This is a genomic window from Sphingopyxis sp. Geo48 (assembly GCF_949769155.1).
Taxonomy (GTDB): Bacteria; Pseudomonadota; Alphaproteobacteria; order Sphingomonadales; family Sphingomonadaceae; genus Sphingopyxis.
Genome location: NZ_CATKPA010000003.1, coordinates 396,564 through 415,032 on the forward strand (window position 1 = coordinate 396,564; position 18,469 = coordinate 415,032).

22 protein-coding genes and 1 riboswitch are annotated in these 18,469 nt (G+C 64.3%); of the genes, 10 read left to right on the plus strand and 12 right to left on the minus strand.

All coding sequences use genetic code 11. From position 1 onward, the window contains the following. Positions 1 to 78: 78 nt before the first annotated feature. The 3 genes from QOL79_RS13425 to QOL79_RS13435 are packed head-to-tail and all read left to right on the plus strand — an operon-like array spanning position 79 to position 1,703. Positions 79 to 372 carry a BrnT family toxin gene (locus tag QOL79_RS13425; protein WP_283419915.1) on the plus strand — a complete coding sequence of 98 codons (294 nt, stop codon included), beginning with the start codon at positions 79 to 81 and terminating at the stop codon, positions 370 to 372. Then, the gene (locus QOL79_RS13430; protein WP_283419916.1) at positions 365 to 1,018 is read left to right on the plus strand and encodes a Panacea domain-containing protein; all 654 of its coding nucleotides are present in this window, start codon (positions 365 to 367) and stop codon (positions 1,016 to 1,018) included. Before QOL79_RS13425 ends, QOL79_RS13430 begins: the two co-directional genes overlap by 8 nt. After that, positions 1,005 to 1,703 carry a hypothetical protein gene (locus QOL79_RS13435; RefSeq protein WP_283419917.1) on the plus strand — a complete coding sequence of 233 codons (699 nt, stop codon included), beginning with the start codon at positions 1,005 to 1,007 and terminating at the stop codon, positions 1,701 to 1,703. Before QOL79_RS13430 ends, QOL79_RS13435 begins: the two co-directional genes overlap by 14 nt. 180 nt (positions 1,704 to 1,883) lie before the next feature. Here QOL79_RS13435 and thiC read toward each other — a convergent pair whose 3' ends face one another. Next, positions 1,884 to 3,776: a phosphomethylpyrimidine synthase ThiC gene (gene thiC, locus QOL79_RS13440; protein ID WP_283419918.1), complete on the minus strand. Its 1,893-nt coding sequence runs from the start codon at positions 3,774 to 3,776 to the stop codon at positions 1,884 to 1,886. Between the two features lie 57 nt (positions 3,777 to 3,833). Beyond that, a riboswitch (TPP riboswitch) is annotated at positions 3,834 to 3,945 on the minus strand. A gap of 58 nt (positions 3,946 to 4,003) precedes the next feature. Next, positions 4,004 to 4,606, minus strand: coding sequence for a flavodoxin family protein (locus tag QOL79_RS13445; RefSeq protein WP_283419919.1), 603 nt, complete (start codon positions 4,604 to 4,606; stop codon positions 4,004 to 4,006). Between the two features lie 120 nt (positions 4,607 to 4,726). On the opposite strand from QOL79_RS13445, the gene QOL79_RS13450 reads away from it, so the two are divergent. Then, the gene (locus QOL79_RS13450) at positions 4,727 to 5,116 is read left to right on the plus strand and encodes a winged helix-turn-helix transcriptional regulator (RefSeq protein WP_282949453.1); all 390 of its coding nucleotides are present in this window, start codon (positions 4,727 to 4,729) and stop codon (positions 5,114 to 5,116) included. 19 nt (positions 5,117 to 5,135) lie between these two features. Beyond that, on the plus strand, positions 5,136 to 5,591 hold the full coding sequence (locus tag QOL79_RS13455; RefSeq protein ID WP_283419920.1) for a DUF6265 family protein: 456 nt from the start codon (positions 5,136 to 5,138) through the stop codon (positions 5,589 to 5,591). Here QOL79_RS13455 and QOL79_RS13460 read toward each other — a convergent pair. Genes QOL79_RS13460 through QOL79_RS13480 form a run of 5 tightly spaced genes read right to left on the minus strand, consistent with a single transcriptional unit; the run spans position 5,588 to position 7,808 of the window. Continuing rightward, on the minus strand, positions 5,588 to 6,043 hold the full coding sequence (locus QOL79_RS13460) for a DMT family transporter (RefSeq protein WP_283419921.1): 456 nt from the start codon (positions 6,041 to 6,043) through the stop codon (positions 5,588 to 5,590). The genes QOL79_RS13455 and QOL79_RS13460 overlap by 4 nt on opposite strands. Next, positions 6,040 to 6,261 carry a tautomerase family protein gene (locus QOL79_RS13465; protein ID WP_058456783.1) on the minus strand — a complete coding sequence of 74 codons (222 nt, stop codon included), beginning with the start codon at positions 6,259 to 6,261 and terminating at the stop codon, positions 6,040 to 6,042. The genes QOL79_RS13460 and QOL79_RS13465 overlap by 4 nt, the downstream gene beginning before the upstream one ends. A 28-nt stretch (positions 6,262 to 6,289) precedes the next feature. Beyond that, positions 6,290 to 6,763 carry a nuclear transport factor 2 family protein gene (locus QOL79_RS13470; protein WP_283419922.1) on the minus strand — a complete coding sequence of 158 codons (474 nt, stop codon included), beginning with the start codon at positions 6,761 to 6,763 and terminating at the stop codon, positions 6,290 to 6,292. 11 nt (positions 6,764 to 6,774) lie between these two features. Next, a complete protein-coding gene (locus tag QOL79_RS13475; RefSeq protein WP_283419923.1) occupies positions 6,775 to 7,185 on the minus strand; it encodes a VOC family protein in 411 nt (136 codons plus the stop codon). Continuing rightward, complete coding sequence (locus QOL79_RS13480; RefSeq protein ID WP_283419924.1) at positions 7,182 to 7,808, minus strand: pyridoxamine 5'-phosphate oxidase family protein; 627 nt, start codon at positions 7,806 to 7,808, stop codon at positions 7,182 to 7,184. The genes QOL79_RS13475 and QOL79_RS13480 overlap by 4 nt, the downstream gene beginning before the upstream one ends. Positions 7,809 to 7,941: 133 nt before the next feature. Between QOL79_RS13480 and QOL79_RS13485 the strand changes: the two genes are divergently transcribed. After that, positions 7,942 to 8,832, plus strand: a complete 891-nt coding sequence (locus tag QOL79_RS13485) for a LysR substrate-binding domain-containing protein (RefSeq protein WP_058456786.1) — start codon at positions 7,942 to 7,944, stop codon at positions 8,830 to 8,832. A gap of 193 nt (positions 8,833 to 9,025) precedes the next feature. Here the strand turns inward: QOL79_RS13485 and QOL79_RS13490 are convergent, their stop codons facing one another. Then, on the minus strand, positions 9,026 to 10,051 hold the full coding sequence (locus QOL79_RS13490) for a MipA/OmpV family protein (RefSeq protein ID WP_283419925.1): 1,026 nt from the start codon (positions 10,049 to 10,051) through the stop codon (positions 9,026 to 9,028). Between the two features lie 162 nt (positions 10,052 to 10,213). Between QOL79_RS13490 and QOL79_RS13495 the strand changes: the two genes are divergently transcribed. The 4 genes from QOL79_RS13495 (at position 10,214) to QOL79_RS13510 (ending at position 14,086) form a co-directional block, all read left to right on the plus strand. Continuing rightward, a complete protein-coding gene (locus tag QOL79_RS13495; protein ID WP_204992265.1) occupies positions 10,214 to 10,456 on the plus strand; it encodes a hypothetical protein in 243 nt (80 codons plus the stop codon). A gap of 47 nt (positions 10,457 to 10,503) precedes the next feature. Then, complete coding sequence (gene dxs, locus QOL79_RS13500; RefSeq protein WP_058456789.1) at positions 10,504 to 12,432, plus strand: 1-deoxy-D-xylulose-5-phosphate synthase; 1,929 nt, start codon at positions 10,504 to 10,506, stop codon at positions 12,430 to 12,432. Positions 12,433 to 12,461: 29 nt separating this feature from the next. Beyond that, positions 12,462 to 13,130, plus strand: coding sequence for a hypothetical protein (locus QOL79_RS13505; protein ID WP_283419926.1), 669 nt, complete (start codon positions 12,462 to 12,464; stop codon positions 13,128 to 13,130). A gap of 62 nt (positions 13,131 to 13,192) precedes the next feature. Further along, positions 13,193 to 14,086 (plus strand): retroviral-like aspartic protease family protein, encoded by an 894-nt coding sequence (locus QOL79_RS13510; protein WP_283419927.1) that lies wholly within the window; start codon positions 13,193 to 13,195, stop codon positions 14,084 to 14,086. A gap of 21 nt (positions 14,087 to 14,107) precedes the next feature. Here the strand turns inward: QOL79_RS13510 and QOL79_RS13515 are convergent, their stop codons facing one another. From QOL79_RS13515 to QOL79_RS13530, 4 genes are all read right to left on the minus strand, one after another. Further along, positions 14,108 to 14,527: a DUF3035 domain-containing protein gene (locus QOL79_RS13515; protein WP_204992267.1), complete on the minus strand. Its 420-nt coding sequence runs from the start codon at positions 14,525 to 14,527 to the stop codon at positions 14,108 to 14,110. 27 nt (positions 14,528 to 14,554) lie between these two features. Next, complete coding sequence (gene lspA, locus QOL79_RS13520) at positions 14,555 to 15,091, minus strand: signal peptidase II (RefSeq protein ID WP_283419928.1); 537 nt, start codon at positions 15,089 to 15,091, stop codon at positions 14,555 to 14,557. After that, entirely contained in the window at positions 15,088 to 18,018 is a 2,931-nt protein-coding gene (ileS, locus tag QOL79_RS13525) for an isoleucine--tRNA ligase (protein ID WP_283419929.1), read from the minus strand. The genes lspA and ileS overlap by 4 nt, the downstream gene beginning before the upstream one ends. A 141-nt stretch (positions 18,019 to 18,159) precedes the next feature. Continuing rightward, a complete protein-coding gene (locus QOL79_RS13530) occupies positions 18,160 to 18,450 on the minus strand; it encodes a GIY-YIG nuclease family protein (RefSeq protein ID WP_282949530.1) in 291 nt (96 codons plus the stop codon). Between the last annotated feature and the right edge of the window lie 19 nt (positions 18,451 to 18,469).

Sequence of the window (18,469 nt, forward strand, 5' to 3'; positions counted from 1 at the left end):
CCGCCTTGCTTAAATTGCTGTTTCGTATATCGGGTATTTCAACTTCACACATAGCGTAGTTTAAGCTACGAAAATTTTGTGCCTGACGTCGTATGGACTTGGGATCCCCAAAAAGCGGATGACAACCGCTCGAAACATGGCGTGTCTTTTGAGACTGCCGTTTTAGTTTTTGATGACCCATGCCTTCTGTCTGATCTCGATCCGTGTGAGACCGAGGCACGATGGAGGACGATCGGCATGGTGCTGGGCGTTCTGCTTTTTGTAGTGCATACTGAACCTCAACAGGAACCCGGATCAACTGCGCTTGTGGGGCGTATCATAAGTGCACGAAAGGCGACGCGTACTGAAAGACGCGGATATCATAATGGCTAAAAAACCTATCGATCCAAAAATTGCCGCGGAGCTCAGTCGTTTGGCTCTTATGCCCGATGATGAAATTGACACGTCGGATGCACCGGAAGTCACAGACTGGAATCGCGCTATTCGAGGACGTTTTTCTACCGTTTCCCTCGATGAACGCGGCTATGACGTACGTGCTATTGCAAATTGGATTTTGGACTATCTGTCTGAGATGCGTATAAATGCTTCAAACATGTCATTAAACAAGCTGATTTATTTCATTTTTGAGCGAGGTCTAGTTGAGAGGCATATTTTATACACACCGGCACGAGTAGAAGCATGGAATCACGGTCCAGTTTTCCGTGAAGTGTATCACGCCGTGAAAGATAACGATGACAAGCCGATATCAGATCGAATTTCAAGATATTCGGTTCGTGACCGTGAAATGGTAGAAGCCAGAGAGCAGTTTTCTGCTGATGATATGGATTTTTTCAAATCGGTAATTGACGATTATAAGGATTTCACGGCGGCCGAACTGAGAAGAATTTCTCATCGAGATGATGGTCCATGGGACCGGGTTTGGAAGTCTGCCGCGCCCGTGAATCCTGGAATGGTCATTTCAATCGAATTGATCCTTGCTTCAGCGCCGGAGCGGCGTGACCTTGATGGAAGATACTGAGAAGAAAATTAAATCTCTCATGAGGCTGCCCAATTTGGTGAATTGGGTTCGCCACAATAAAAGGCGTTTGGACGACACCGTTCTCCAGTTGCAGAAGTTTGTCGCCAACCCTCCCCGACATTCGCTGCAGCCGGTCCAGAAGCTTTGCGCGGGGATCGCATACGGGCATCTTACGCCAGCAACTGCCCTGGAAAAGGCCGAGGAAATTCCGATGCAGGCGGCCCGAAATGCAGGCCGCGAAGTTTTGCCAGCATTCTGCCAATATCTCGAAAAATCGGGAATTGAAGGGCTACCCGAGTTCGGATCGTTCCGTGCGATGTATATTATCGGTAAGCGGCCGGACGATGAGCCGTTGCTGGTGCCAATCAAACCTACATTTGTCGGTGTTAGAAATGACCGATTGGTACCCGTCTTCGTAATACCGTGGGTCGATTTCACACTGAATGAATTTCAGAAATATCTGCTTTCGACAATCGTATGTGACGCCATTCTGACCCAACAGGATTTCATTGGTTCAGACGCAGAAATTATCGCTTTTCCGAGAATTTCACGAACAAAGGTGCGCTACGAACGAGGCTGGCGTGCAACGCAATACAACCGCCTTTCGCAAGAAGAGTTAGTAGAGCAATTTGAACGCTATAGCCGCGCACTTAGAATGGTGATCTCCGATCTGCGAGCAGGATAGCATCGCAGCTTTGGTCGTTGCGGGGAGTAATCGGAAAATAAGGGGCGAGCCGGAGCCCCGCCCCCAGCCGTTCACGCAAGCATGTTTGGCGGGAGTTGGATGGGGATTGCCCCTCCAAGAGTCGAGACCCTTAGCCCCAAATACAATTATGATTACTGGCTGTTGAGGATTGCCAACTATTCAATCATGCTCCCGGCCACCCGCACCCATATACAGCTCGCGCCCCGTGTCCTCATAGACCTGGCTCATTTCCGCCATGCCCTTCTCGGCCTCTTCGGCGGCGATGAAGCCCGCGCTGTCCTGATTTTGCAGCTTCGCAAACTCGCGCACTTCCTGGCTGATCTTCATCGAGCAGAATTTGGGGCCGCACATGCTGCAGAAATGGGCGGTCTTGGCGCCCTCCGCCGGGAGCGTCTGGTCGTGATATTGCTCGGCGGTGTCGGGGTCGAGGCTCAGGTTGAACTGGTCGCGCCAGCGGAATTCGAAGCGCGCTTTCGATAGCGCGTCGTCGCGGACCTTGGCGGCGGGGTGGCCCTTTGCGAGGTCGGCGGCGTGGGCGGCGAGCTTGTAGGTGACGACGCCGACCTTGACATCGTCGCGGTCGGGGAGGCCGAGATGCTCCTTCGGCGTGACGTAACAGAGCATCGCGGTGCCGTACCAGCCGATCATCGCGGCGCCGATGCCGCTGGTGATATGGTCGTAGCCCGGCGCGATGTCGGTCGTGAGCGGCCCCAATGTGTAGAAGGGCGCCTCGCCGCAGGCCTCGAGCTGCTTGTCCATATTCTCCTTGATCTTGTGCATCGGGACATGGCCCGGCCCCTCGATCATCACCTGCACATCCTGGTCCCACGCGCGCTTGGTGAGCTCGCCGAGCGTGTAGAGCTCGGCGAACTGCGCCTCGTCGTTGGCGTCGGCGATGCTGCCGGGGCGGAGGCCGTCGCCGAGACTGTAGGCGATGTCATAGGCCTTCATGATCTCGGTAATCTCGTCGAAGCGTTCGTAGAGGAAGCTTTCCCTGTGATGCGCGAGGCACCATTTCGCCATGATGCTGCCGCCGCGGCTGACGATGCCGGTGACGCGCTTCGCCGCCAAGGGAACGTAAGGCAGGCGGACGCCGGCGTGGATGGTGAAATAATCGACGCCCTGCTCGGCCTGTTCGATCAGCGTGTCGCGGAAAATCTCCCACGTCAGTTCCTCGGCGATGCCGCCGACTTTCTCCAGCGCCTGATAGATGGGGACGGTGCCGATCGGGACGGGCGAGTTGCGGATGATCCATTCGCGCGTGTCGTGGATGTTGCGCCCGGTCGACAGGTCCATGACGGTGTCGGCGCCCCAGCGGATCGACCAGACCATCTTGCCGACCTCCGACGCGACGTCGCTGGCGACCGCGCTGTTGCCGATATTGGCGTTGATCTTGACGAGGAAGTTGCGGCCGATCGCCATCGGCTCGCTTTCGGGGTGGTTGATGTTCGACGGGATGATCGCGCGGCCGCGCGCGACCTCTTCGCGGACGAATTCGGGGGTGACGTAATCGGGAATGCTGGCGCCCCAGTCCTGCCCGTCGCGGACATATTCGGCGAGCCGCTCGCGGCCGAGATTTTCGCGGGTCGCGACATATTCCATCTCGGGCGTGATGATGCCGCGGCGGGCATAGTGCATCTGGCTGACGTTCTGCCCCGGCTTGGCGCGCAGCACGGTCTTGCGGACGTTGGGGAAGGCGGGGACGCCGCCCGAGCGGTCGGGGCCGAGCTGGCCGTTATCCTCGGGCCGGACCTCGCGCTGCGCGACCTCCTCGACGTCGCCGCGGGCGCGGATCCAGCTGGCGCGCAGTTCGGGGAGGCCGGCGGCGATGTCGATCTTCGCATTGGGGTCGGTGTAGGGGCCCGAAGTGTCATAGACGCGGACGCTGGGCTCGCCGCTGTGCGGGTCGAGGTCGATCTCGCGCATCGCGACGCGGATGCCGCTGCCGGTGGGCGAGGCGACATGAACCTTGCGGCTGCCACGAATGGGTCCGGTCGTCACCCCGATGGGTTCGGCTTGCGCTTTGTCGAGGCGGGAATCGATGTCGGCCATGTGCAGTCGCTCCAGTTAGCCGGAGCGAAAGACGGTTTTCACGCCCCTGTTTCGCTTTGGGGTGAAGCCGACCCTCCCTCCGCCGGTATTACCCGGATCAGGTTCAACGGGTCGCGGTCTATTCCGCTCTCAACCGGCCATCACAGACGCGGCTCCCCGGGGATGAGCGATGCTTAGCCGGGCGGCGGCGCGCTGTCCATCGAAAGACAGCGCGCCGCAGCGGAAAGTCAGGCGGCGGCGATGGCCTCGCGGGCGCCGGCACGCCAGCGCGCCGCGGCCGATGCGACGCGCTTGCCGAGCGAGGCCGCGGTGGCGCGGTCGCCGGCCTTCGGGGTGACCTCGGGGCTGTCGTTCGCGGCCTGCGCCATCGCGCCGAGGAAGCTGCCGAGGCGGTTTTCGGCGTCGGTCGCCGCCGAGGTGTCGTCATTGTTGCCGGGGTTCTGGCCGGTGCCGATCCACAGCATCCCGTGCTGCGCCGCGAAGATCGCGAGGGTGGTCAGCGTGTTCAGCTTGTCGCCCGAGGGCGAGCCCGAGACGGTGAAGGCGGCGCCGAGCTTGTCCTTCCACTGTTTGGTGAAATAGACCGCGGCGCTGGCATCCATGAACGCCTTCATCGGCGCCGAGACGGTGCCCATATAGGTCGGCGAGCCGAAGATGATCGCATCGGATTCGGCGATCGTCGCGAAAAAGGCGTCGAAGTCGGTCTGCCCGCTCTCGATCTTCAGCGCGATCGCACGCGCACCCGCGTCCTCGACGCCGCGCGCGACGTCGGCGGCGATGACGTCGGTATGGCCGAAGCCCGAATGATAGACGATGGCAACCTGGGTCATGTTTCTGTCCTTCCTGAACCTGTGCAGCCGGGGGCGGAGGGAGAGGGGAGAGCCCCCGGCTTGCGAAAGCGAACATGATGGGGTAGGAACCAAAAGTGTAGTACGCACCTTGAGGTAACTATGAAAGAAAAGGCTCCCGACTGGATAGACAAGGTTGATCCGTGCGATGCGGGATGCCCGTCGCGCGACATCCTGGACCTGATCGGCGATCGCTGGAGCCTGCTGCTGCTGCTGGTGATCGCGCAGGGCCATCACCGCAACGGCGAGCTCAAGCGGCGGATCGGCGGAATCAGCCAGAAAATGCTGACGCAGACGCTGCGCGCGCTCGAGGCGAATGGCCTCGTCGAGCGGCGCGATTTCCAGACGGTGCCGCCGCACGTCGAATATCATCTGACCCCGCTCGGCACCTCGCTCGGCCATTCGCTGACCCCGTTGTTCGAATGGATCGAGCGCGAGTTCGACGCGGTGCTCGCGGCACGCGCAGCCTTTGCGGGGCGCGAGGCGGCCTAGATACGGGAGGGAGGCGCGTATGACGGGATTATTCGCAGGATTGGCGGCGCTGTTGCTGGCCGCGGCGGCGCCCGCCGCGACGGTCGACGATCTCGGCTGGATGGCGGGATCGTGGATCGAAGAGGGCGGCGAGGACAGCGGGGGCCGCTGGACCGAGGAATATTGGACGGTGCCGCGCGGCGGGGTGATGCTGGGCGCGAGCCGGTCGGGGCGCGACGGAAGCCTGCGCGAATTCGAGTTTCTGCGGCTGCAGGCAGGCGCCGACGGGGCCGTCAGCTACCTGGCGCAGCCCGGCGGCGGGGCGCCGGTGGCGTTCCGGCTGTCCGCGCGCGATGCAACGAGCGCGACCTTCGAGAATGCGGCGCATGATTATCCGCAGCGCATCACCTATGCGCGCGAGGGCGACACGCTGACCGCGACGATTTCGCTGCTCGACGGGTCGAAGGCGCGGCGCTGGGTCTATACGCGGCGCTAGGCGGTACGCCGCGCGAGATACACCCCGGCGACCATCAGCGCGATCCCGGCGACGCGCTTGACGTCGATCGCCGAGCGCATCGCGCCGAACAGGCCGAAATGGTCGATCGTCGCGGCGCTGATCAGCTGGCCGACGAGGACGAAGAAGATCGCGTTGCCGACCCCGAACCTGGGCGCGATGAAGGTCACCGCGATCACATAGAAGGCCACGAACAAGCCGCCGAAGTAGAACTGGAACGGAATGTCGGCGGTGAAGCGGATCTGCCCAATCGAACCGGTTGCGAGCGCGCCCGCGGTCGCGATCAGGAAGGCGAGCCCGAACAGGATCATCGACGCCGCCATCGGGGCGCCGAGCCGGACCCCGAGGCCGCCGTTGAGCGCGGCGAGGATCGGGATGCCGATACCGGTGAGCAACATGATGACAGCGAATCCGGTTGCGTTGCCGCTCGTCATCGCGCCGGTCCCCCCGAAGCCTGTTTCGCCCGATAGTCGAGGACGGGAAGTCCGCCGATTCCCCAATTGTCGGTGTCGACCTCGTCGATCACGACGACGGTGGTCGCCGGATTCTTGCCGAGGACGCGCTGTAGCAGCTCGGTGACGCCGCCGATCAGCTCGGCCTTTTGCGCGGCCGTCGCGCCCTCGCGGGTGATCTGGATGTTGACATAGGGCATGGCCGGGATCCTTTCGCGGACGGAGATGTCAGAGGCCGAGCTCTTCGAGCCCGGGGTGGTCGTGGGGGCGGCGGCCGCTGTCGCCGCGATCCCAGTGGAACAGCCGGTCGGATTCGGCAATGGCGAGGTCGTTGATGCTCGCGATGCGGCGCTGCATCTCGCCATTGTCGGCGAAGTCCCAATTCTCGTTCCCGTACGAGCGCCACCACTGGCCCGCCTCGTCGTGCCATTCATAGGCGAAGCGCACCGCGATGCGGTTGCCGGTGAAGGCCCATAGCCCCTTGATCAGCCGGTAATCCTGCTCGCGCTGCCATTTGCCGGCGAGGAAGTCGACGATGGCTTCGCGGCCGGTGACGAAGGTCGAGCGGTTCCGCCAGACGCTGTCTTCGGTATAGGCGAGCGCGACGCGAGCGGGGTCGCGGCTGTTCCAGCCGTCCTCGGCAAGGCGGACTTTCAGCGTCGCGCTGTCATGGTCGAATGGCGGGAGCGGGGGGCGGGACATCGGTCTTCCTTTCAGGCGAAGGGGGTCGCGAATTCGATCCGGATACCACCGGGCATCGCGCAGATGAAATGATGCGTCGTCGCACCCTCGCGGATCGGTTCGGGGTCGAATTCGATGACCGTGCCCGGATGGTTCTGGATGCGCGCGAAGACGGTGCGCAGCGCGTCGAGGTCGGCGACGCGGAGCGCGAGATGGTGGAGGCCGATGTTCGCGCGGCGGTCGAAGGCGGTCGCGCCCGCCGGATCGGCGACCTGCCACAAGGTGAGCAGCGTCGCGCCGTCGGTGACGAAGATCGCGGGATAGTCGGGGCGTTCGGCCGCAACGTCGAAGCCGAGCGCCTCGACGAAGAAGTCGCGCGCTTCGGCGACGTCGCGGACGGCGAGGCCGATGTGATGGGCGCCCTGCGTGCAAGCGGTCGTCATTGGTCATCCCTTTCTGCCCGGAGCGCGGCGATTTCGGCGCGCAGCTGGTTGAGTTCGGCGGCCATCGGCTTGATCGCCGCCGAAATTTCGGCCTCGGTGAAGCGCGGCGTGATATGCTGCGAGCAGTTCCACTCCCAGCCGATCACGTCGATGAAGAAGGCGCGCTCGGGCACCGCGCGATACCCCTCGGGCATCAACGCGGTGACCGCCGCGGGATCGTCGGCGAGCTCGACACTGTGTGCGTGACCGACGATCTTGAGCCGCTCGCGGTTCGGATAGTCCATCAGAAACAACGAGACGCGGTCGTTCGCGGCGAGGTTCGCGGTGCTGATGTATTGCTTGTTGCCGCGATAATCGGCGAAACCGATGCGGTTGCCGCCGACATGCTTGAGGAAACCGGCAGGGCCGCCGCGATGCTGCATATAGGGCCAGCCGTCGGGGGTGACGCTGGCCATGTAGAAGCTGTCGCGGAGCGCGATATAGTCGATCTCCTTCGCGGTCAGGCCGTCGATCTCGCCGACGGGGCGCGTGTCGAGCTTTGCATAGGAGATGCGCGACCCATGCTGTTCCTGCAGCGCCTTCGCCGCGTCGCTGAAAACGATATGCCGGTAATTCTGCGCCATCTGCCGTCCTTCCCAGAGCGCGAACGGAAGCTGGAGGGGGCATGCTTCCGTTCGCCGCACCGATTTAGGCCGTTGCGTACATTGTGATAATCAGGGAAGATCGAACAAGTTAATTCCGGTAAATGGAATAATCATGGACCGACTGCTGACGCTGGAAATGTTCGTCGCGGTGGCGGGCGAAGGGGGCTTTGCCGCGGCGGCGCGCAAGATCGGCAGCTCGCCGCCCGCGGTGACGCGCGGGATCGCGGCGCTCGAGGCCCGGCTCGGCACCGCCTTGTTCCACCGGTCGACGCGCGCGGTGTCGCTGACCGACGCGGGCAGCGCCTTTCTGGGCGAGGCGCGGCGGCTGCTTGGCGAACTCGCCGATGCCGAGCGCGCGGCGCGCGGGGTCGAAGCGGTGCCGAGCGGGCAGCTTTACCTCACCGCGCCAGTGATGTTCGGGCGGCTGCATGTGCTGCCTGTCGTCGATGCACTGCTGATCGAACATGCGGCGCTCGGCGCGCGCATGATGCTGATCGACCGCAACGTCCGCATCGTCGAGGAGGGGATCGACGTCGCGGTGCGGATCGGGCCGCTCGCCGATTCGGGGCTGAAGGCGGTGCGGATCGGCCGGGTGCGCCAGATGCTGGTCGCGAGCCCCGCCTATCTGGCGCGGCGCGGGGCGCCGGGGGTGGTGACGGAACTTGCGGGGCACGAGCTGATCGGGATGGAGGGGCCGCGCACGACGAACGAATGGCAGCTCGCGAGCGGCCGCTGGCGCTTCGAACGGCGGCCGCGCTTCGTCGTCAACACCGTCGACGCCGCGCTGGCGGCGGCCGAGGCGGGGGTCGGGATTGCGAACCTGCTGAGTTACCAGGTCGCGGCGGCGGTCGATGCAGGGCGGCTGGTGTCGCTGCTGCCCGATGAGCAGCCCGAAGCGCTGCCGGTCCACCTGCTGTTCGAACCGTCGCGCGCGGCGCTGCCGTCGGTGCGGCTGTTCATCGCCGCGATGAAGGCGCGGATGCGGATGACGGGGCTGGTTTGAGGGCGTGTGTCGCTTTTTTGGGGGGTGCGGGCGTAAGCTCCTCCCTGTGGCGCAGCCATGGGGAGGTGGCAGCGCGCAGCGCTGACGGAGGGGCGTTTGCGCCAACGCCTCGGCCCCTCCACCACCCGCTTCGCGGGCGGTCCCCCTCCCCATTGCTTCGCAACAGGGAGGATCTTACGATCGCCCCCACCCGTCAGAATTGATACGCGATCCCGCCGCCCGCGAGCCACTGGTTGCGGCTGCCGGCGATGCTGACGATCGGTGAATCGGCGATGCGGCCGAGCATGCGGCCATATTGCGCGCCGCCGATCAGGACGAAGCCCTTGCGGAGGTCGCCCGACAGCGCATAGGCGCTCGCGAGGCCGAGCGTATATTTGCCCGCTCCGCCCTTCGCGCCCGCGCGGTTATAGACGGGAAGCCCGCTCGCGGCGCTGCCCGCGGGGTCGATGTCGAAATAATAGCGGCCGAAGCCCTTGCCGTAGAAATTGATCGACGCCGACACGCCGACATAGAGCCGCTTGGACAGCGGGGTGCCGTAGTCGATCGTCGGCGAGAAGGCCCAGCTGCCGTGGCGGCCCGACACGTCCTTGAGCGCGACGACGCGGAAGGCGATCTGGTCGTAGCGGCTGGTGATCACGCCGGTGTGGCTGATCCCCGCCATCGCGCCGACCTCGACCGCCAGCTTCTTTTCGCCGAGCGCCTCGACCTGCGGATCCTTGATGCGGCTGGTGCGGTCGCTGCGCAGGCTGACGATCGGGCCGAACTTGACGTCGGTCTTTGCCCCGCGCCGCTGGCGCAGCAGGTCGACCTGGAGGTTGGTGCCGCGCGTCGAGAAGGAAAAACCGCTGACGCGGCCACGGATGTAGAAAGCGGGGAGCAGGGTGCGATCGTCCGAGCCATTGTAGCTCGGCGTCGTCATCACCCCCGCCGCCACCGCGAAATAGTCGCGCGCCCATTTGCGGCTTTCGTCATCGTCGTCGATGTCGTCGCCGCGGGTCGGGAGGAGGATATTGTCGTCGATGTCGCCGCGCTGCAGATAGCCGACGGACGGCGGTTCGGGGACTTCGCCGCTGCCGGGGAGTCCGCTGTCGGCGGGTTCGACGATATCATAGGGAAGCGAGGTTTCCTCGGCCATCGCGGCGGGCGCGGCGAACGCGCAGACGAAAGCAAGGATCGGTGCGGACCGGGAGAGGCGAAAGAGCGAAATCCAAGCGGGCATGGCTGTCCTGTTATCTTGCCCCTCTACGAAGGGGTGTAGGCGAATGTCACATCAATGCAACGTCTTCGTCTTGCGAGAGGTTGCTTTCCCCTGCATCGTGGCATTCATGCACCAATATCCTTTCATATCGTTGATTAGCCTGCGGGCACGGTCCGGTTCAGCATGACCCGCGCATGGCGCTTTGTCGGCTATGCCCTGATGGCGGTCGCGGTGCTGCTTGCCGCCGCGATGCGGCGCGGCGCGATTGCGGCGATCGGCCCGTTTCCGGTCGCGGCGGTCGCGCTGCTGGTCGGGATGGTCGGGGTGATGCTGGTGTTCACCGACCTGATGGTGCGCGGGCTTTACGCGCAGGTCGATGCGGCGAAGGCGCGCGAAGAGGAAGGTGGCACGGCGAGCGGCGATTAGGCCCCTTTTCGTTCGACAGTTTCTGCGGTTACCATTATGACGGCGCGATGACCGACCGTCCGCATACGCCGCTGCTCGACACGGTGGATGTCCCCGCCGACCTCCGCAAGCTGAAGCCCGAAGACCTCCGCCAGTTCGCCGACGAGCTGCGCGCCGAGACGATTTCGGCCGTCGGCAGCACCGGCGGGCATCTGGGATCGGGGCTGGGCGTCGTCGAATTGACCGTCGCGCTTCACTATGTGTTCGACACGCCGCGCGACAAGATCGTGTGGGATGTCGGGCACCAATGCTATCCGCACAAGATCATTACCGGCCGCCGCGACCGCATCCGCACGCTGCGGCAGGGCGGCGGGCTTTCGGGCTTCACCAAGCGCAGCGAGAGCGAGTACGACCCGTTCGGGGCGGCGCACTCGTCGACCTCGATCAGTGCCGCACTCGGCTTTGCGATCGCGAACAAGCTGAAGGACGAGCCCGGCCGCGCGATCGCGGTGATCGGCGACGGGTCGATGTCGGCGGGCATGGCCTATGAGGCGATGAACAACGCGAAGCAGGCGGGCAACCGGCTGATCGTCATTCTGAACGACAATGACATGTCGATCGCGCCGCCGGTCGGAGGGCTCTCGGCCTATCTAGCCAAGCTCGTCTCGTCGCGGCCGTTCGTGGAGCTGCGCGAGATCGCGCGGCGCTTTGCACGCAAACTGCCCGAGCCGCTGCACAAGGCGGCGAAGAAGACCGACGAGTTCGCGCGCGGCATGGCGATGGGCGGGACGCTGTTCGAGGAACTCGGCTTTTACTATGTCGGGCCGATCGACGGGCATAATCTCGATCATCTGATCCCGGTGCTGGAGAATGTACGCGACAGCGATCATGGTCCGGTGCTGATCCACGCGGTGACGATGAAGGGCAAGGGCTATGCCCCCGCCGAGGCCGCCGCCGACAAATATCACGGCGTCCAGAAGTTCGACGTGATCACCGGCGAACAGGCGAAGGCGCCCCCGGGGCCGCCGTCGTACCAGAATGTGTTCGGCGAGACACTGGCGAAGCTGGCCGACAGCGATCCGCGCATCGTCGCGATTACCGCGGCGATGCCGTCGGGGACGGGCGTCGACAAATTCGCGAAGGCCCACCCCGACCGCAGCTTCGACGTCGGCATCGCCGAGCAGCATGCGGTGACCTTTGCCGCGGGACTCGCGGCGCAGGGGATGCGGCCGTTCGCCGCGATCTATTCGACCTTCCTCCAGCGCGCTTACGATCAGGTCGTCCACGACGTGGCGATCCAGAACCTGCCGGTGCGCTTTGCGATCGACCGCGCGGGGCTCGTCGGGGCGGACGGATCGACCCACGCCGGGTCGTTCGACGTCACCTATCTCGCGACGCTGCCGAACATGGTGGTGATGGCGGCGGCCGACGAGGCCGAACTGGTCCATATGACCTATACCGCGGCCGAATATGACGCCGGCCCGATTGCTTTCCGCTATCCGCGCGGCAACGGCACCGGCGTGCCGCTGCCCGAGGTTCCCGAGAAGCTGGCGATCGGCAAGGGCCGCGTCGTGCGGGCCGGCAAGACCGTCGCGATCTTCTCGCTCGGCACGCGTCTCGCCGAAGCACTGAAGGCGGCCGACACGCTGGAGGCGCGCGGGCTTTCGACGAGCGTGATCGACCTGCGGTTCGCGAAGCCGCTCGACGAGGAGCTGATCCGCAGGACGCTCGCCGCCCATGAGGTGTGCGTGACAATCGAGGAAGGCAGCATCGGCGGGCTCGGCGCGCATGTGCTGACCTTGGCGAGCGACGAAGGGCTGATCGACGCGGGGCTCAAGCTGCGCACGATGCGCCTGCCCGACATCTTCCAGGACCAGGATTCGCCGCAGGCGCAATATGACGCCGCGGGGCTCAACGCGCCGCAGATCGTCGACTGCGTGCTGAAGGCGCTGCGCCACAACAGCGCCGGCGTCGAGGAAGCGGGCGCGCGAGCGTGAACCGGTAGCCGCACGCGAACGGGGGCGGCATGAACTTCTTCAACCTCATCCAGTCGCTCGACGACCTGCTGTACGAGGTGATGTCGTGGCTGGTCTTCTATCCGGTCACGCTGTGGCGCACGCTGGTCCGTCCCCTGCAGATGATGGACTATTCGGACATCGAGCAGGGCGACGCGGCCGACGAGCAATATACCGATACGCTGTCACCGCCGCTGTTCCTGCTCTTGTCGCTGATCCTCGTCCACGCGGCCGAGATCGCGCTGGTCGGCGATGATGCCATGATCGCCAGCAAGGTCGGGCTGGCGGCGTTTGTCAGCAACAACACCGACCTGATTATCCTGCGCATCGTCAGTTTCAGCCTGTTTCCCGTGATGCTGGCGACGCGGCTGGTGCGGGCGCAGGGGCTGCAGGTGAATCGCGACACGCTGCGCGCGCCCTTCTACAGCCAATGCTATGTCGCCGCGGTGCTGGCGATGTTGCTCGGCGCCGGGGTGATCCTGATCAAGCTGGCGCACGACTGGTCGGTGCTGGCGGGCGGGGCGGCGGCGGTTTTCGGGCTGCTCTGGTTCGGCTTTTTCCAGACCGCCTGGTTCAACCAGCATCTGAAATGCGGGCGGCTCAAGGCCTTTGGCCATGCCTCGCGCGCGATGGTCGAAAGCCTGGTTGCGATGACATTGCTGTCGAGCCTGTTCGCCTGATTGACCCGCCGGGTCAAAGTGTATTATCAATACAACACACTTTGACCCGGCGGGAGTTTGACATGGGCGGATGGAATTGGGGCGGGATGGCCGCCGCGATGCTGGCGATGGCGGGCACGGGGGCGCAGGCTGCGGAACCCGGCGCGTGCGCGCTGGTGCAATCGGCCGCCGCCGACGCGCTGTTCAGCATTCCCTTCCGTACCGTCGACGGCCGCATCTATATCGAGGCGCGCGTCGACGGGCAGGGACCCTTCGTCTTCGCAGTCGACACCGGGGCGAGCGGGATGGCGCGCGCCGATGCCCGGCTGGTTGCGCGGCTGGGCCTGCCTGTCCACGGCAGCGGCGAGACGTCGGACGGGGTCGCCTCGGCGCGCGTCGACACGGTGCATCTGGCGTCGCTCGATCTGGCTGGGCTCGTCCGCCGCGACCTCGAGGTGATTACCCGCGATTATGCGTCGCGCCTGTCGGTCGAGGCGGGGTTCGACGGCATCATCGGGCGCGACTTCTTCGGCGATGGCCTGCTGATCATCGACTATCCGTCGCGCATGTTGCGCTTCACGCGCAAGGCCGAGCTGGCGCGGGGTGCGCCGGGCGTCCTCGCCTATGAACGCGCCTTCCGGGTGCCCGCGACGATCGGCGGGATTGCGGCCGAGGCCAATCTGGATACCGGCGCCAATGTCGCCTTCGTCCTGCCGAAGGCGCTGTTCGACCGCGTCGGCGGCGGCCCGGTCGCGGCGGCAGGTGAAGGGCGCCTGACGAACTCGACCGTCGACACGCGACGCGCGACGGTCGCCGGCCCGTTCCGGATCGGCGGTGCCGAGCTGTCGAACGTCGAGGTGCGCGTGTCGGAAAACTACCCCGAACTGCTGGCTGGCGCCCATGCGCTGCAGCATTTTGCGCTGCTGATCGACCAGCGGACGAAGGCGGTTGCGCTATGCCCGCCCGAGGCGGACTAGGGTCACGACCCTGGCTGCGGCTTACGCGCCCGGGATCGCCGCCTGCGCGTCGCGGCCGTCGCCTTCGGGGGCGAAGATGATGTCGCGGGTGACGAGGCCCTTGTCGACGACCTGCGTGTCGGGGCTGCCGACGTTGCTGCGCACGCCGGGGTCGCCGCGCTGGCCGTCGGCATTGCCGATGATCTGGTTCTCGGTCGCGCTGCGCTGCGCGGGGCCGCCGAAGAGCGCCTTCAGCGTCTGTTCGGCGGTCGATTCATTGCCGGGGCGCGCGGCGCCCGGCGCCGGTGGTGTCAGCGAGAAATCGGGCGGCACGACGAGCGGCGCCTGACGCGACACCGCGAATTCGTCGGGACGGTCGCGGCTGAACAGATTGTTCGACCCGCAGGCCGAAAGTGTCGTCGCGAGAATCGAGGCGGCGAGAATGGCGGTGGTCCGGTTCACTTTACAAAATACTCCCAATTCGCCCCGTTACTCTTTGGCGGCCAGATCGCCTGCGCTCTCGGCCGCCGGAGGGGCCTTTTCGCCCAAGAGCAGCGCGCGCGCAACCAGCAAAAGCACGCCGATGCTGATGCAGGCGTCGGCGACGTTGAAGATCATGAAGGGGCGGAAATCCCCGAAATGCAGGTCGGCATAGTCGACGACATAGCCAAGGCGGATGCGGTCGACGATATTGCCGAGCGCGCCGCCGAGGATCAGCGCGAGCGCGATGACGTCGCCCTTCGCCTTTTCGCGCGTCATCCACAAGGCGACCGCGGCGGCGACGATCCCGGTCACCGCGACGAGCACCCAGCGCGTCGTCGGCGACTGGTCGGAGAACATCGACAGCGAGATGCCGTAATTCTGCGCCCAGGTCAGGTTGAAGAAGGGCAGCAGCTCGATCTGCCCATAGGGCTTGGTTTCGAGCGACAGCGGAACGGTGACGATCCACTTCGCGGCCTGATCGAGGACGAAGGCGATCGCCGCGATGACGAGACCGAAACCTAGATGGGGGGAACGCGTGCTCATCGGGCGTCCAATACCGTCTCGCAGCGATTGCACAAGGCGCCGTCCTCGCTCACTTCGGGGAGGTGGCGCCAGCAGCGGCCGCATTTGTGGTTTTGGGTGGGCGTGATCGTAATCCCGTCATGCCCCGGTACAAGATGCACGGCGCCCGAAATGAAAGCTTCAGCCAGATAGCTGGGATCGAGATCGCGCAGGATCGTTTCGAGGTCGCTCATCGTGACCTCTGCTTCGAGGCTGGAGCGCACGATCTTCTCACGACGCAAAGGTTCGATCGCTTCGGTCACCTTGCTACGCAGTTCGCGCAGTTCGGTATTCCGTAGAACGAGTTCCTTGTTGTGCTCGAACGACGGCAGCACCGGCCATTCGAGGAGGTGGACCGAACCCGCATCGGGATAGCGCGTGCCCCACACTTCCTCGGCGGTGAACACCAGCACCGGGGTCGCGTAGCGGACGAGCGCGTGGAACAGGATGTCGAGCACGCTGCGGTAGGCGCGCCGCGTGTCGGTGCCGAGCGGGGCGGCGGGGCCGAGGTCGCAGTAGAGGACGTCCTTGCGGATGTCGAAATAGAAGGCCGACAGATCCTCGTTGCAGAAATCGGCGAGCAGGCGCGTGTAGCTGTTGAAGTCGAAATCATCGACCGCCTGCGCCATCTTCGCGTCGAGGTCGGCGAGCAGCGAGAGCATGTACCGCTCGAGCTCGGGCATCGCCGCGACGTCGGTGATGCGCTCCTCTTCCGAAAACCCGTCGAGCGCGCCGAGCAGGTAGCGGAAGGTGTTGCGGAGTTTGCGATACTGGTCGGCGACGCCCTTCAGGATTTCATCGCCAATGCGGTGGTCCTCGGTGAAGTCGACCGACAGCGCCCACAGGCGGATGATGTCGGCGCCGTTGGTCTCCATCACCTTGACCGGATCGGTGGTGTTGCCGAGCGACTTCGACTGTTTGAAGCCCTTGCTGTCCATCGTGAAGCCGTGCGTCAGCACCGCCTTGTACGGCGCCTGCCCGCGCGTCCCGCAGCTTTCGAGCAAGGACGACTGGAACCAGCCGCGATGCTGGTCGCTGCCTTCGAGATAAAGGTCGGCGCTGTGTGTGCCGCCGTCGTGGCGGACGAGCGCGGGCCAGCGGCCGCTTTCGAGGACGAAGGCGTGGGTGCAGCCCGAATCGAACCAGACGTCGAGAATGTCGGTGATGCGTTCGTAGTTCGCGGCGTCATATTGATCGCCGAGATATTCCTGCGCGCGCGCGTCGTTCCATGCGTCGACGCCGCCCGCCTTCACCGCCGCGACGATGCGGTCGTTGACGATCGGGTCATTGAGATACTGGCCGGTCTTGCGATCGACGAAGAGCGTGATCGGCACGCCCCACGCGCGCTGGCGGCTCAGCACCCAGTCGGGGCGGTCCTTGACCATGCTGCCGATGCGGTTGCGGCCCTTTTCGGGGACGAAGCGCGTGCGCTCGATCGCGTGCATCGCGGCCTGGCGCAGCGTCGGCGCGTCGCAGAGATCCTCCTCATGCGGGTTGATCGCGCCGCCCTCATTCTCCCAGCGCTTTTCGCGCGGGGTCTTGGGCTCGATGTGGGTCATCACCTTGTCCATCGGCACGAACCATTGCGGGGTGCAGCGATAGATGACCTTGGCCTTTGAGCGCCAGCTGTGGGGGTAGCTGTGCTTGTAGTCGGCGCTGGCGGCGAGCAGCGCGCCGGCTTCCTTGAGGTCCGTGCAGATCGGGCCGTCGGGGGCGTTGAACTTGGGGTTGATCACCGAGCCCTGACCGCCGAGCCAGCCCCAGTCGGCGCGATATTTGCCGTCGCCCTCGACCGCGAAGACGGGGTCGATGCCGTTCGCCTTGCACAGGTCGAAGTCGTCCTCGCCATGGTCGGGCGACATATGGACGAGGCCGGTGCCGCTGTCGGTGGTGACGAAATCGCCCGCGAGGAAGGGACGCGGGCGTGCGAAAAAGCCGCCGAGCGCGTGCATCGGGTGGCGGGCGATGGTGCCGGCGAGGTCGGAGCCTTTGAAAATACCCCGTTCCAACGGAGCAGACGCAACTTGCAGGCCCGTCCTGTTTAGGAATCCGGTCAAAAGCTCGCTGGCTACGAGGACCTTGATTTCTTTGTCGTCATTGATCGCGCTGAAAAACGAATATTCAACCTCCGGCCCATAGGCCAAAGCCTGGTTGACCGGGATCGTCCACGGCGTCGTGGTCCAGATAACCGCGTATGCGCCCTTCAACTCTTCAATCGGCGAGTCCACGATCTCGAACGCGACGTCGATCTGCGTCGAGACGATATCCTCATATTCGATCTCGGCCTCGGCGAGCGCGGTCTTTTCGACCGGCGACCACATCACCGGCTTGGCGCCGCGATAGAGCATGTCGTTGGCGGCGAATTTGAGCAGCTCGCGGACGATCGTCGCTTCGGCCTCATAATCCATCGTCAGGTACGGATGATCCCAGTCGCCGCCGATGCCCAGGCGCTTCAGCTGCTCGCGCTGGGTGTCGACCCAATGCTGCGCATAGGCGCGGCATTCGGCGCGGAATTCCTCGACCGGAACCTCGTCCTTGTTCAGCTTTTTCTTGCGATATTGCTCCTCGACCTTCCACTCGATCGGCAGGCCGTGGCAGTCCCAGCCGGGCACGTATGGCGAATCCTTGCCCTTCAGCGTCTGGGTGCGGACGACCATGTCTTTCAGGATATGGTTGAGCGCATGGCCGATATGCATGTCGCCATTGGCATAGGGCGGGCCGTCGTGGAGGATGAACTGCTCGCGGCCGCGGCGGCTTTCGCGAATCTGGCTTTCCAGATTGCCCTCGATCCATTTCGCCAGAATCTGCGGCTCCTTCTGCGGCAGGCCGGCCTTCATCGGGAAGTCGGTCTTGGGCAGGAAGACGGTGTCGCGGTAGTCGCGTGCTTCGGCTGTTGGCGTATCGGTCATGGTGGCGGCGCTTAGCGCAGATTCGCGTGGGAGCAAACCTTCACGATTATGCGTTGGCGTGCTGGGCCCCGGCTTTCGCCGGGGATCACGAGGGGGGATGGCAGTATGTGATCCCCGGCGAAAGCCGGGGCCCATGCGGCGTCAGATAAGGTCGGTGTAGAGGTCGCGCCAATCGGGATTCATTGCCTCGATCAACTCGATCTTCCAGGCACGTTTCCATTCCTTCATCTGTACCTCGCGGCGGCGAGCGTCCTGAAGATCTTCGAAATACTGGAACCACACGAGCGTTTTCAGGCCATATGTCTTTGTGAAACCCTCGATCAGGCCTTCGCGGTGTTGCCAGATGCGCTGGGGGAGGTTGCTGGTTACGCCGATGTAGAGCGTGCCGTTACGCTTATTCGTCAGGATGTAGACCCAGCCCTGTTTTATCATCACGCCGTTGCTACTGGAC